Below are 12,840 nucleotides of genomic sequence, written 5' to 3'. Positions count from 1 at the left end.
TTCGGGCCAGTCTGGGAGGGAATGGCGACGATATGGATCCGCTGGGCTTTCTGATCAATCTGTTCGATGTTGCGCTGGTCTTTGCGCTCGCGCTCATGATCGCGCTCGTCTCGAACCTGAAGATGGCCGATCTATTGACCTCCAAGGACTTCACGATGGTCAAGAACCCGGGCAAATCCGATATGGAGATCATCACGCGTGAAGGCGGGAAAGTCAGCCGGTATGTTGCAGGGGACGCCAAGGCCGGCAGCCGCCAGGGGCAGCGTGTAGGCACGGCCTATCGGCTTCAAAGCGGCGAAATTATCTACGTGCCGGACAGCCCCGGGTCCCCTGCGGCACAATAGGGTTGGACAGTGGGTAACTCCGCGCCTGTCGGGCGGCGATAGGCAGCGTATCTCGATTGGGACATGTAGTGGCCGATATGGCGTGTCCTTAGTTTGCCTTCGCTTCATACCAGCGGCGCGAACGGCCACGACCATGATCGCGGCATTGAGCGCTACCTGCGACAGTGTGAAATAGGGCTCGCCCTTGTTTTGCTGCGCAGGCGCGAGACATCGTAGCCAATCGCCTCGCATCGCTCGACAGCAAAAGGGCTGACCTTGCCCGTGGGGTGGCTGCCCGCGCTACAAGCGCGAAAGCGCCCCTTGCGCGGGCGTCCGTGCAGCAGGCATGGCCACCGGCGTGGCGACCCGGGCCGGCGAGCGGGCCAGGCGCGGGCATCCTGATTTATTGCTTGACGGGCGCTAAATCAGTGAGATAGTATACAATTTCAATAAATTAGATCAAATCCTCAAATAGAGGATCAAAACGAGGAGACAATGTCATGGCGTTTTTTTCCAGGCTGATCATCGCGGCCGCGGCGGGCGGATGGGCCTTCGTGGCCGCCACGCTGCCGGCGGCCGCCCAGGATTTTCCACGCCAGGCCATCCAGGTGGTCGTACCCATGCCGGCGGGCGGGCCGTCGGATACCGTGGTCCGGCTGCTGCAGCGGGCCACCCAGAAAGATTTGCCTCATCCTATGGTGGTCGTGAACATGGCCGGCGCCGGCACGTCGCTGGGCAGTCGCAAAGTCGCCACCTCTCCCGCCGACGGCTATACGCTGCTGATGAATCACGAGGGACTGTTTACCTCGTCCGCCCAGGGCATATTCAGTATGGGGCTGGATTCGCTCAGGCCCGTGGCGATGACCGGACTGGACGTCTATACCGTCACCGTCCAGGCTTCCTCGCCGTATCGCACACTCGCCGATCTTTATAAGGCGGCGCGCAGCAAGGGCGTCAACGCCGGCGTCAATATCGGCGGGCTCAATCACCTGACCTCGATCCTCGTCGGGCGCGCGGACTCGGTGGAATTCCAGCCGGTGCCGTACCGCGGCAATGCGGACGCGCTGTCAGCCCTGCTGGGCGGACACATCGACGTCATATTTTCTCCTCCCTCCGACGTCGCCGGCTACATCGAAACCGGCGACCTGCGCATCCTGGCCGTCCTGGGCTCCAAGCGCATCGCGTCGCTGCCGGATGTGCCGACCGCGATCGAGCTCGGCTACGACGTCGTCTCCGAACTCAGCCATATGTGGTGGGTCCCCGCCGGTACGCCGGACGAGGTCGTCGCCACGCTGGCGCGGATCTTGCAGAAGGGCTTCGAAGACGATGTGGTGCGCAAAGCATTTGAGGACCGGCGTGTCGAGCGGGTGTTTCTCGCCGGCGACGATCTCCAGGCGCGTGTCGATAAAAACTCCGCAATGATTCAAGGCCTGGTCAAAGAACTGGGCCTAGGCAAGTAAGACTGCGTCGAACTCGGAGAAGCTATCCATGTCGACCCAATCCTGGATCCGCGGCGACGGCGCGCTGATCCTGCATGGCGGAACGCCGCCGCCGTCGCGCACGCATCGGCGATCGGACGACCGCATTTCAACCGGGGCCTGAACTTGAAAATAACGCATATTGAAACCTTTATCGTCGACTGCTACCGAACCAACTGGGTTTTCGTCGAAGTCCACACCGACGAAGGCATCGTCGGTGTCGGGGAGGGCAGCATCGAATACCGCGAGCCGACCGTCTGCCAGGCGATAAACGAGCTGTCGCGCATCCTGGTCGGCGCTGACCCCTTCGCCATCGAAGGTCTGCACCGGCTCATGCAGCGCGACAGCTACTGGTGGTCGGGGCCGATCCTGAGCACCGCGATCAGCGCGATCGATCTCGCCTTGTGGGATATCAAGGGCAAGGCGCTCGGGGTTCCGGTCTACCAGCTTCTGGGCGGCAAGGTGCGCGATCGCATCAATGTCTATGCCAACAGCTGGTTCTTCGGCGCGCGCACCAAGGAAGAATTCGCCGAGAAGGCGGTCGCGACCGTGGCGCAGGGCTTCAAGGGCCTGAAATGGGATCCCTTCGGCCAGGCCTATCTGACCCTGTCCACCGCCGAGCTGAATGCGTCGATCGCCAATGTGGCGGCGGTGCGCGTTGCGGTCGGCCCGGACATCGATCTGATGGTCGAGGGGCACGGACGGTTCAATGCCATGACGGCGATTCAGGTCGGCCGGGCGCTGGCGGATTTCAACATCCGCTGGTTCGAAGAGCCGACCGTGCCATTGCGGTCCAGTGTCCTGGCCGATGTGCGCAAGTCCATACCGGTGCCGGTCGCAGCCGGCGAACGCAGCTATTCGCGGTTCGACTGCGCCGATCTGCTGGATTGCGGGGCGGTCGATGTGCTGCAGCCGGACATCTGCCATGTTTCGGGCCTGCTCGAGATGAAGCGCATCGCGGCGCTGGCCGACGCGGCTCTCATCCCCATCGCCCCCCACAACGCCAACGGGCCGATCTGCCACGCGGCGGGACTCCATTTCGCCGCCTCATGCAATAATTTCCTTGTCCTCGAAACCTTCGTGATCGACGTGCCATGGCGGCGCGATATCTCGACCGAGGGCTGGCGTTTCGAGGACGGCTGCTTTGTGGTGCCGGAGACGCCGGGGCTGGGCGTCGAGCTGCGCAAGGAGGCTTTCGCCAAGCACCCCTACAAGGTGCACGACCTGCGCCACTACACCGGCAAGCTGACGGACATCCGCCCGCCGGATTCCTGCCGCTGGTTCTGACTCCGACGAGGCCGGCTGCGACCGCGCCGGCCCGTTTTCCAACTTATTGAGAGAAGATGATGGCCCTTCGCGTCACCATAGCAACCGACGGCTTTCTGGAGCCGGATACCATGCCGCCGATGGCGCACGAGTTGATTTTCGTTCCCCATTCCGATCCGGCGGCGCTTGCCACCGCGCTCGCGGATTCGGATGCTTTGGTGAGCCGGCGTGTAAACGTCAGCCAGGCGTTCCTGGCCAGCGCGCCCGTATCGCGGCTGCGGCTGATCCAGCAGGTCGGCGTTGGCGTCGACCGGATCGATCTGGCGGCCGCGCGCGCGCGGGGCATCGCCGTCGCCAATACGCCCGGCGCCCCGACGACCGCCGTCATCGAGCAGACCTTCTTGCTGATTCTGGCCCAACTGCGCGACATCGCGGGTCAGTTCCAGACCTTGCATGCGGGGCGATGGTCTGACGCAGGTGACTGGAATAACGGCGAGATCGCGGGCCGGACCATAGGCATCTTTGGCCTGGGATCGATTGGCCGGGGCGTGGCCACGCGGGCGCTCGCCTTCGAGGCGCGCGTGCTCGCATGCGGCAGGGCATCCGCGCCGCCGGCCGACGTGCCAGCGGGGGTCATGATCGTGGGACTGCCGCAACTGCTCGCGCAAAGCGATATTCTGGTGATTGCGGCGGCGCTGACGCCCGAAACGCGGGGCGTGATCGACCGTCAGAAGCTGGCTCTGATGAAGACGTCGGCCGTTCTGGTGAATATCGCCCGCGGCGCAATCGTCGACGAGGCCGCGCTCGCCGACGCTCTCAAGGCGGGCCGGTTGGCGGGCGCGGCCCTCGACGCCTTCACGCGCGAACCGCTGCCGATGGAGTCGCCGCTGCGCGGACTGCCCGGCGTGGTGCTGACCCCGCATGCTGGCGGCGCGACCCGCGAATCCCGGGATCGCATCTGGGCGCAGATGCGGGCCAATCTCGACCGCTTGGGAAATGGACAGCCATTGGCGAATGTGGTTAACTGAGTTCGCTGCCTCATGGCAGGGACCATGCTGTGGCCCGCATGGCTTTTACGTTTGACGAGCAACTTGTGGCGCGTGCTATCGGAATCGAATCTCATGTCGGGTGAATTTCCTGAGAATGACCAGTTTGGCGCAAGAGCTGTCATCACGCCCAATCTGGAAATTCCGCCGGGCGTTCCGACCTATGCGGCACTGCGTGATCGCTTGCGGGCCGAGATTCTGTCCGGCCGGCTTGCCGCCGGTTCACGGCTGACGACGGCCTCGCTGGTCCAGCGGTTCGGGGTCAGCCAGATGCCGGTGCGCGAAGCGCTGCAGGCGCTCGAGGGCGAAGGGCTCCTGGAGATTGCGCCGCACAAGGGCGCGGCGGTGCTTCCTCTGGACGAAGCCCGGGTGCGCAATATCTACGATCTTCGCGGCGCCCTGGAAGCGCTCCTCATCCGGCTTGCTGTGCCGAACTTGAGCAATCGCGCGATGGCGCAGCTCGCCGCCGCGCATGAGCACATGAAGGAAGAGGCTAAAAAGGACGACCCCGCCCGGCTGTTCGCACTCAATCATCAGTTTCATGACTTGATCTACCGCCACGCCGACAACCCCGAGGCCTACGCCATGTACAACCGTTATGCCAGCCTCCTATGCTCGCTGCGCGAGAGATACGGTTTTGGCGTCCTGCGAATCAGGGACATGCTCGCCGAGCACGAGGAGATCCTGGGACTGCTCCGTTCGCAAGACGAGGGCCGGCTCAGCAGCCTCGCCGAGCGGCACTGCCAAGGCGCCAAGTTCGACCTGCTCAACCTCATGCGCGGTGAGTTGCGCCCGAACTGAACCCCGGCGGTGAGGTCTCGCTTGATGGCCTCGGCTCGCTGCCCGAAGCAATAAGAATGCTTGCGATTTTCGGCCTCGCCACGCTGGCAGTGCAGTGCGCCGTAACAGGGCCATGAAAAAACCCGCAAAGCGTTTAAGCTTGCGGGTTTTGCTGCCTTGTGATGACTTATCGAACATCACCAAAGGCAAGTGTCTGGTAGGCAGTACTGGGTTCGAACCAGCGACCTCTACGATGTCAACGTAGCGCTCTAACCAACTGAGCTAACCGCCTAGGAAGAAAGAGATTCTAACGCAATTATTTGGTGCTTGTCAAAGCGCTTTCCGGCCAGCGTTTTTTTTGCCTCGCAAGCCCGCCATCCAGGGAAGGGCGAATGAAGTATTTTAGCTTTTTCGCAACATACTGCCTTGCAATGGCGGCCTGAAGCCGGTTTTTGCGGCGGATTGGAGGCTTTCTTGCCGCAAGGTGTTACACTAATGCAACGATTATATTACTTATTTTTGATCATATGAACCGGACCACTACGCGAACTACGACTTGTTGTGCTTAATTGTCGCCGCGTATCGTTCCGTCTGATTGGCAGATCAAAAAACCCAGAACGCGGCTAGTGCCGCGTTTTTGCATTTTCAGGACATCTTATGGTTCAAATTACCTTGCCTGACGGCTCGCAGCGCGAGTTTCCGGGTCCCGTGTCGGTCAGCGACGTTGCCCATTCGATAGGGACCGGGCTGGGGCGCGCCGCGCTGGCCGGGCGGGTCGCGGTGGGCGGTGCCGAGCCGCGGCTGGTCGATACCAGTTTCGTTATTGAACAGGATGCGCGCCTGGCCATCGTTACCGCCAAGGATGCCGACGGCCTGGATTTGATCCGCCATTCAACGGCCCACCTGCTGGCCTACGCCGTCAAGTCGCTTTTTCCCGAAGCCCAGGTCACGATAGGCCCGGTCATCGAAAACGGCTTTTATTACGATTTTTCGTACAAGCGCCCGTTTACGCCTGAGGATCTCGAGGCGATCGAGAAGAAAATGGCCGAACTCGTCAGGAAGGACGAGGTCGTCACGCGCGAGGAATGGCTGCGCGACGATGCCGTGGCCTATTTCAAGGGAATAGGCGAGCATTACAAGGCCGAGATCATCGCGTCCATCCCGTCCAACGAACCCATCAGCCTGTACCGCGAGGGCGATTTCATCGATTTGTGCCGCGGCCCGCACGTGCCTTCCACCGGCCGCCTGAAAGTCTTCAAGCTGATGAAAGTGGCCGGGGCCTATTGGCGCGGCGACAGCAAGAACGAGATGCTGCAGCGCATCTACGGCACGGCCTGGGCCTCCAAGGAAGAGCAGGCCAGCTACCTGACGATGCTGGAAGAAGCGGAACGGCGCGACCATCGCAAGCTGGGACGCGAACTGGATTTCTTCCATTTCCAGGACGAGGCGCCGGGGCTGATTTTCTGGCACCCCAAGGGCTGGACCTTGTGGCAGCAGGTGGAGCAATACATGCGCGGCGTGTACCGCGATAATGGCTACCAGGAAGTCAAGGCTCCCCAGTTGCTGGACCTGTCGCTATGGAAGAAAACCGGCCACTGGGACAACTACGCCGAGAACATGTTCACGACGGAGTCGGAAAATCGCGTCTATGGCCTCAAGCCCATGAATTGCCCGGGCCACGTGCAGATTTTCAACGCCGGCCTGCATTCCTACCGCGAGCTGCCCATACGCTACGGGGAATTCGGCCAGTGCCATCGCAACGAGCCGTCGGGTTCGCTGCATGGCATGATGCGCGTGCGCGGTTTTACCCAAGACGACGGCCACATTTTCTGTACCGAGGACCAGTTGCAGGAGGAATGCGTGGCGTTTACCGCGCTGCTGCAGAAGGTTTATGCGGATTTCGGCTTTACCGAGATTCTGTATAAAGTGGCGACCCGGCCCGACAAGCGCATTGGCTCCGACGAGGTCTGGGACAAGGCGGAAAAGGCGCTCATGGACAGCCTGGACCTTGCGCAATGCGAGTACGAAGTGTCGCCGGGCGAGGGCGCTTTCTACGGCCCGAAAATCGAATATACGCTCAAGGATGCGATCGGACGCCACTGGCAATGCGGCACGATCCAGGTGGACTTTTCCATGCCGCAGCGCCTGGGGGCCGAGTATGTCGATGCCGCGGACCAGCGCAAAACGCCTGTCATGCTGCATCGTGCCATACTGGGGTCGTTCGAGCGATTCATAGGCATGCTGATCGAGAATCACGCGGGCGCTATGCCGGCATGGCTCTCGCCTGAACACATCGTGGTTTGCTGCATTTCCGAGCCATCGGCCGAATATGCCGCCGAAATTGTTCTAAGCTTGAAAAAACAAGGGTTTAGGGCCAGTTCCGATTTGCGTGCTGAAAAAATCACCCGTAAAATCCGTGAACACAGCATGCAAAAAATACCGTACATTCTAGTGGTGGGCGAAAAAGAACGCGAAACCGGTAAAGTGGCGGTACGAGGCAGGGGCGGAATCGATCTCGGGGTAATGCCCCTGGATGATTTCTCGGCCCGCCTGCAAAACGAAATCAACGCCCGGGTATGACCGGGCAAGCCCGCACAGGCCTGATTTTTTATTAATTCTAGGAGTTTTAGACATCGCAACCGAAAAACCACATCGCATCAATGGTGAAATCCGCGTCCCCGAGGTGCGTCTTATTGGAGTAGAAGGCGAACAGCTGGGGGTTGTCAAAACCGCCGATGCTCTCCTTCTGTCGGAACAGCACGACGTAGACCTGGTCGAGATTGCACCTAATGCGGAGCCGCCGGTCTGCCGGCTGATGGACTACGGCAAGTTCAAATATCAAGAACAAAAGCGCCAGCAAGAAGCACGATCCAAGCAAAAGATTATCCAGGTAAAGGAAGTCAAATTCCGTCCCGGAACCGATGAAGGCGATTACCAGGTCAAGCTGCGCAATCTGCGCCGCTTTATCGAAGAGGGCGACAAGGCCAAGGTGACTTTGCGTTTCCGCGGCCGCGAAATGGCCCACCAGGAACTTGGCATGCGCGTTCTCGAGCGCGTGCGCGACGATCTCACCGAGTTGTGCCTGGTCGAAGCCATGCCCAAGCTGGAAGGCCGCCAGATGGTGATGGTATTGGCGCCACGCAAGAAAGTGACTCCCGGCAAACCTGGCGACGCGACCTCCTGAACCTGAACTCTTTCATTCCCGCGCGCCGGCGGTTTACGGCGCACGGGTGCATGCAGGTATTTTATGCACGTTTTATTTGTTATTGATCCCTTGCAGTCTCTAAGGGCTTACAAAGACTCTTCAGTAGCGATGATGCGTGCTTTGGCTGCCCGGGGCCACACCTTGAGCGTGGCCCACCAGGGCGACCTGTATATCGATGAAGGCACGGTCAAGGGCTGGACCACCGGCATAGCCCTGGTCGAGGGCGCGGACCTGCGCGGCCATGCCTGGTGGCGCGAACGCACGCCGGCCGGCGATTACGCTTTGGCGGAATTCGACGCCGTGCTGATGCGCAAGGACCCGCCGTTCGACATGGAATATGTGTACTCGACGCATCTGCTCGAGTACGCCCAGGCCCAAGGCGCGCGCGTGTTCAATTCCGGCGCGGCGATACGCAACCATCCCGAAAAGCTCGCCATTACCGAATTCGCTTCGTTCACCTCGCCTACGCTGGTCACGCGCGACATGGCGCGCCTGCGCGCGTTCCATGCCAGGTACGAGGACGTGATCGTCAAGCCGCTGGACGGCATGGGCGGGACGGGGATTTTCCGCTTGCGCGAGGCCGAGCACAATCTGGGCGCCATACTTGAAACCCTGACGGACAACGGCACGCGCTCCATCATGGCGCAGCGCTATATTCCCGAAATCCTCATGGGCGACAAGCGTATCCTGCTGATCGCCGGAAAGCCGGTGCCTTATGCCTTGGCGCGCATCCCGCTGGCCGGCGAGACCCGCGGCAATCTGGCGGTGGGCGGCCGCGGCGTGGCGCAAACCTTGTCCACACGCGATCTTGAAATCGCCCATGCCATAGGCCCCAAGCTGGTCGACCGCGGCTTGCTGCTGGTGGGGCTGGACGTGATCGGCGACTACGTCACCGAAATCAACGTCACCAGTCCGACTTGCTTTGTGGAAATCACCGAGCAAACCAATTTCGATGTCGCCGACTGTTTTGCGGCGGCGCTTGAGCAGGCGGCGGGTATTTGAATGGCCCGTATCGTATTGGTCATGCACAAGCCGCTGGGGTCGGCCTTCGCTGCATGCGCCGAACATATCCTGGGCCAGAAGGCTGACCTGACCGTCTTCGATGTCGCGCCCGACGCCGAACCGGCGCCGCTCATAGCCGAGCTGTCGCGGCGGCTTCTGCAAAATGCCGACGAGGCGACACTGGTGCTTTGCGATATATTTGGCGCTACGCCGTTCAATATCGCCAAGCAGGCGCTCAAGCTGGCGAACGAACAAGGTCTGACCGCGCATTTGATTACCGGCACGAATCTGTGCATGGTGTTGAAGGCGCTGACCGATCAGCAGGAAAATCCGGATAAACTGAGCGAGAGCGTGCGCCTTGGCGCCCTGAGGGGTATCGTCAATGCCGACCAGGCGACCTGACCGGTGTCCTGGAGTTTTTGCCTGTCAAATAAACAAGAGCCTTATGCCATCCATCGACATCGTCATCAGCAATAAATTAGGTCTACATGCCCGCGCGGCGGCCAAGCTTACACAGCTGGCGGGCAAGTTCAGCAGCGAGATTTTCATTGCCCGCGGCGCGCAGCGGGTCAATGCGAAAAGCATAATGGGTGTCATGATGCTGGCCGCGGGCATGGGCGTCACGGTCAAGGTCGATGCCTCCGGCAGTGACGCCGAGCAGGCGCTGCTTGATATTCAATCGCTGTTCAATAATAAATTCGGCGAGCAGGAATAGCCCCGCCGCCGCAGCTGGAATCCAGGCGCTCAATGACTACGCATCCCATCTCCGATAGAAGCGGGCTTGGTCCCATGCTGTGCATGCAGGGCCAGGGAGTGGTCAAGGGCTATGCCATAGGCAGAGCCGCCATCATGAGCGCCGCTGCCCTGGAAGTCGTGCATTATCGCATCGCTCCCGAAGATGTGGAGGCCGAATGCGGGCGCTTGAAAAAAGCTTTGGCCACGGCGAGCGACGAGCTGCAGGTCATGGTCGGCGCGCTGCCTGACGATGCGCCGCGCGAACTCGGTCCGCTGCTCACGGTGCACAGCCTGCTGCTGGACGATCCCATGCTTCTGCAGCAAACCTGCGACCTCATCATCGAGCGCCATTACAACGCCGAATGGGCGCTGACGACGCAGGGGCAAATATTGGCCGAGCAGTTTTCCGTCATGGAGGACGAGTATTTGCGCGAACGCGGCGCGGATATCCGCCAGGTCATTGAAAAAGTGCTGCGCGTGCTGTCGGGCTCGACCGCCTTGCTGCCCAGTCTCGATGCGGGCGATTCCAACGATCCGCTGATCGTCGTCGCCCGCGATATTTCCCCGGCCGATATGCTGCGCTTGCGCGGCGCCCGCTTCGCCGCCTTCCTGACCGACCTGGGCGGCCCCACTTCGCATACGGCCATCGTCGCGCGCAGCATGAATGTGCCCGCGGTGGTCGGCCTGGGCCATATCCGGATGCTGGTTCGCGATGGCGACATGCTGGTCGCGGATGGTTTCACCGGCGCCGTGCTGGTCAATCCGTCGCCCAAGGTGCTGCGGGAATACCGGCAGCGCCAGGCCGCCTATGCCGACGAGCGCGCCGAACTGGCCTTGCTGCGCGATGCGCCGGCGGTCACTCTGGACGGTATACAGATCAGGCTGGAAGCCAATATCGAACTTCCCGAAGAGGCGGTCGCCGCCCTGCAGGCCGGGGCCGACGGCATAGGCCTGTTTCGCAGCGAATTCCTGTTCATGGGCCGCCGCGATTTGCCCACCGAAGACGAGCAGTACGAGGCTTATGCATCGGTGGTAAAGACCATGGCCGGACGGCCAGTCACCATACGCACCCTGGATCTGGGCGCCGACAAGACGCTGGACGGCGACATAACGGTGGCCACCAATCCGGCGCTGGGCCTGCGGGCGATACGCTATTGCCTGGCCAATCCGGAAATTTTCGCGACCCAGTTGCGGGCATTGCTGCGCGCTTCTTTGCATGGACACATTCGTATCCTGATACCCATGATCTCGCATATGCACGAGGTTCACGCCACGCGGCAGGCCATAGATTCCGCCTGCCGGGAACTGGACGCCAGCGGCATGCCTTACGCGCGCGACATTTCCCTGGGCGCCATGGTCGAGATCCCGGCCATGGCCATTGCCATCGAACCTTTTGTCGAGACGCTGGATTTCCTGTCCATCGGGACCAACGATCTTATCCAATACACCCTGGCCATAGACCGCGGCGACAGCGAGGTGGCGGACTTGTATGATCCCATGCATCCGGCCGTCTTGCGCTTGATCGCCCATACCATCAACGCCGGCGAACGCGCCGGCAAGCCAGTGGCCGTTTGCGGTGAAATTGCGGGGGATTCGCGCGTGACGCGCATGCTTTTGGGTCTGGGCCTGACCGAATTCTCCATGCATCCGCAGCAATTGCTCGATGTCAAGAAAGAAGTCCGGCAGGCCCATTCCAATGCCTTGAGGGTCAAGGTGGCGTCGGCGCTAAACCGAGCGGAGCGCATCGATTTAGCGGCCTTGTCCAATTAGTAGTGATAGGCGGTTTCGCCGTGGGAGTTGATGTCCAGCCCTTCGCGTTCGACTTCGGGGCTGACGCGCAGGCCGCATACCTTGTCGGCTATAAAGTAGGCAATCCAGGCGACCACTCCCGACCATACCAGGGTGATGACCACGCCTTCGAACTGTATCCAGACCTGATGGGGAATGGCGGCGGCGGTTTCCAGGCCCGGCCCGCCCAGCGCCTGGGCATTGAATACCCCGGTCAGCAGGGCCCCGACTATCCCGCCCACGCCATGGATGCCGAATACATCCAGGCTGTCATCGGCGCGCAACATGCGCTTCAAGCCATTGACGCCCCATACGCAGATCGCGCCGGTTACCACGCCGATGAACAGCGCGCCTGCGGGACCCACCAGCCCCGCTGCGGGAGTGATCCCCACCAGGCCGGCGACAGCGCCCGAAATAGCGCCCAGCAGCGAAGGCTTGCCCTTGTATTTCCATTCGATCAGCAACCATGCGAGAATCGCGCCCGCCGTCGCCACCATGGTGTTGAAGAACGCCAGGGCCGCCGTTTCATTGGCGCTTAGCGCCGAGCCGGCATTGAAACCGAACCAGCCGACCCACAGCAGGGCCGCCCCTATCATGGCCATGGGCAGGTTGTGGGGCTGCATCGATTCCTTGCCGTAGCCCACGCGTTTGCCGATGAAGTAGGCGCCCACCAGGCCGGCGATGCCGGCATTGATGTGCACCACCGTGCCGCCGGCGAAATCCAGCGCGCCGCGTTCGAACAGCCAGCCGCCCGGGGCCCATACCATGTGTGCGATGGGAACATAGGCGAAGGTCAGCCAGATTGCGGTGAACAACATCACGGCCGAGTACTTGGCGCGCTCGGCAAACCCGCCCACAATCAGCGCGCATGTGATGCCGGCGAAGGTGGCCTGGAATGCGGCGAAGGTCAGTTCCGGAATGGTGCCCGACAGCTCGAAGGTATTGCTGGCCAGGTTGAACATCCCGCCGAACAGGACGCGCGAGAATCCGCCCACCACGGCGCTGCCTTGCGTGAACGCCAGCGAATAGCCGTAAACGAACCAGATGACAAGGGCCAGGGCGAAAGTCGAGAGCACCTGTATCAGTATCGACAATACGTTCTTGGCGCGCACCAGGCCGCCATAAAAGAGCGCGAGCCCCGGTACAACCATTAGTAATACCAGCAGGGTTGAGACGCTCACCCATGCTACATCGGCTTTATCCATTTTTTACTCCTG

12 protein-coding genes and 1 tRNA gene are annotated in these 12,840 nt (G+C 61.3%); 11 read left to right on the top strand and 2 right to left on the bottom strand.

Going from position 1 to position 12,840, the window contains the following annotated elements:
* Window positions 1-32 precede the first annotated feature (32 nt).
* The 5 genes from BUB23_RS00185 (at window position 33) to BUB23_RS00160 (ending at window position 4,914) form a co-directional block, all read left to right on the top strand.
* A complete protein-coding gene (locus tag BUB23_RS00185; RefSeq protein ID WP_218598801.1) occupies window positions 33-344 on the top strand; it encodes a DUF2149 domain-containing protein in 312 nt (103 codons plus the stop codon).
* A 479-nt stretch (window positions 345-823) separates the two neighbouring features.
* Window positions 824-1,783: a Bug family tripartite tricarboxylate transporter substrate binding protein gene (locus tag BUB23_RS00175; protein WP_073100849.1), complete on the top strand. Its 960-nt coding sequence runs from the start codon at window positions 824-826 to the stop codon at window positions 1,781-1,783.
* Window positions 1,784-1,927: 144 nt separating this feature from the next.
* Complete coding sequence (locus tag BUB23_RS00170) at window positions 1,928-3,088, top strand: mandelate racemase/muconate lactonizing enzyme family protein (protein WP_073100847.1); 1,161 nt, start codon at window positions 1,928-1,930, stop codon at window positions 3,086-3,088.
* A 56-nt stretch (window positions 3,089-3,144) separates the two neighbouring features.
* A complete protein-coding gene (locus BUB23_RS00165; protein WP_073100845.1) occupies window positions 3,145-4,095 on the top strand; it encodes an NAD(P)-dependent oxidoreductase in 951 nt (316 codons plus the stop codon).
* A gap of 93 nt (window positions 4,096-4,188) precedes the next feature.
* Window positions 4,189-4,914: a GntR family transcriptional regulator gene (locus BUB23_RS00160; RefSeq protein ID WP_178372236.1), complete on the top strand. Its 726-nt coding sequence runs from the start codon at window positions 4,189-4,191 to the stop codon at window positions 4,912-4,914.
* 194 nt (window positions 4,915-5,108) lie between these two features.
* Here BUB23_RS00160 and BUB23_RS00155 read toward each other — a convergent pair.
* A tRNA-Val gene (locus tag BUB23_RS00155) sits at window positions 5,109-5,185 on the bottom strand.
* 365 nt (window positions 5,186-5,550) lie between these two features.
* Here BUB23_RS00155 and thrS point away from each other — a divergent pair.
* From thrS to ptsP, 6 genes are all read left to right on the top strand, one after another.
* Window positions 5,551-7,473, top strand: coding sequence for a threonine--tRNA ligase (thrS, locus tag BUB23_RS00150; RefSeq protein WP_073100841.1), 1,923 nt, complete (start codon window positions 5,551-5,553; stop codon window positions 7,471-7,473).
* Window positions 7,427-8,077: a translation initiation factor IF-3 gene (gene infC / locus BUB23_RS00145; protein WP_143160828.1), complete on the top strand. Its 651-nt coding sequence runs from the start codon at window positions 7,427-7,429 to the stop codon at window positions 8,075-8,077. Before thrS ends, infC begins: the two co-directional genes overlap by 47 nt.
* Before the next feature lie 63 nt (window positions 8,078-8,140).
* Window positions 8,141-9,100: a glutathione synthase gene (gene gshB, locus BUB23_RS00140; protein ID WP_073100840.1), complete on the top strand. Its 960-nt coding sequence runs from the start codon at window positions 8,141-8,143 to the stop codon at window positions 9,098-9,100.
* Window positions 9,101-9,502 carry a PTS sugar transporter subunit IIA gene (locus BUB23_RS00135; RefSeq protein WP_073100838.1) on the top strand — a complete coding sequence of 134 codons (402 nt, stop codon included), beginning with the start codon at window positions 9,101-9,103 and terminating at the stop codon, window positions 9,500-9,502. It abuts the gene before it with no gap.
* 43 nt (window positions 9,503-9,545) lie between these two features.
* Window positions 9,546-9,815 (top strand): HPr family phosphocarrier protein, encoded by a 270-nt coding sequence (locus BUB23_RS00130; RefSeq protein ID WP_073100836.1) that lies wholly within the window; start codon window positions 9,546-9,548, stop codon window positions 9,813-9,815.
* A 98-nt stretch (window positions 9,816-9,913) separates the two neighbouring features.
* Window positions 9,914-11,605: a phosphoenolpyruvate--protein phosphotransferase gene (gene ptsP, locus BUB23_RS00125; RefSeq protein ID WP_143160854.1), complete on the top strand. Its 1,692-nt coding sequence runs from the start codon at window positions 9,914-9,916 to the stop codon at window positions 11,603-11,605.
* On the opposite strand, the gene BUB23_RS00120 is transcribed toward ptsP, so the two are convergent.
* Window positions 11,602-12,828: an ammonium transporter gene (locus BUB23_RS00120; protein WP_073100835.1), complete on the bottom strand. Its 1,227-nt coding sequence runs from the start codon at window positions 12,826-12,828 to the stop codon at window positions 11,602-11,604. The genes ptsP and BUB23_RS00120 overlap by 4 nt on opposite strands.
* Between the last annotated feature and the right edge of the window lie 12 nt (window positions 12,829-12,840).

The sequence above is a fragment of the Pollutimonas bauzanensis genome (assembly GCF_900129885.1).
Taxonomy (GTDB): domain Bacteria; phylum Pseudomonadota; class Gammaproteobacteria; order Burkholderiales; family Burkholderiaceae_B; genus Pollutimonas; species Pollutimonas bauzanensis.
This window is presented reverse-complemented; position numbering and strand designations above follow the sequence as displayed.

Excerpts from the sequence above, each read along its gene's own strand:
- BUB23_RS00135 (WP_073100838.1), top strand. The coding sequence starts at position 9,101 with ATGGCCCGTATCGTATTGGTCATGCACAAGCCGCTGGGGTCGGCCTTC.
- gshB (WP_073100840.1), top strand. The coding sequence starts at position 8,141 with ATGCACGTTTTATTTGTTATTGATCCCTTGCAGTCTCTAAGGGCTTAC.
- BUB23_RS00120 (WP_073100835.1), bottom strand. The coding sequence starts at position 12,828 with ATGGATAAAGCCGATGTAGCATGGGTGAGCGTCTCAACCCTGCTGGTA.
- BUB23_RS00130 (WP_073100836.1), top strand. The coding sequence starts at position 9,546 with ATGCCATCCATCGACATCGTCATCAGCAATAAATTAGGTCTACATGCC.
- thrS (WP_073100841.1), top strand. The coding sequence starts at position 5,551 with ATGGTTCAAATTACCTTGCCTGACGGCTCGCAGCGCGAGTTTCCGGGT.
- BUB23_RS00160 (WP_178372236.1), top strand. The coding sequence starts at position 4,189 with ATGTCGGGTGAATTTCCTGAGAATGACCAGTTTGGCGCAAGAGCTGTC.
- BUB23_RS00175 (WP_073100849.1), top strand. The coding sequence starts at position 824 with ATGGCGTTTTTTTCCAGGCTGATCATCGCGGCCGCGGCGGGCGGATGG.
- BUB23_RS00185 (WP_218598801.1), top strand. The coding sequence starts at position 33 with ATGGATCCGCTGGGCTTTCTGATCAATCTGTTCGATGTTGCGCTGGTC.
- infC (WP_143160828.1), top strand. The coding sequence starts at position 7,427 with ATGATTTCTCGGCCCGCCTGCAAAACGAAATCAACGCCCGGGTATGAC.
- BUB23_RS00165 (WP_073100845.1), top strand. The coding sequence starts at position 3,145 with ATGATGGCCCTTCGCGTCACCATAGCAACCGACGGCTTTCTGGAGCCG.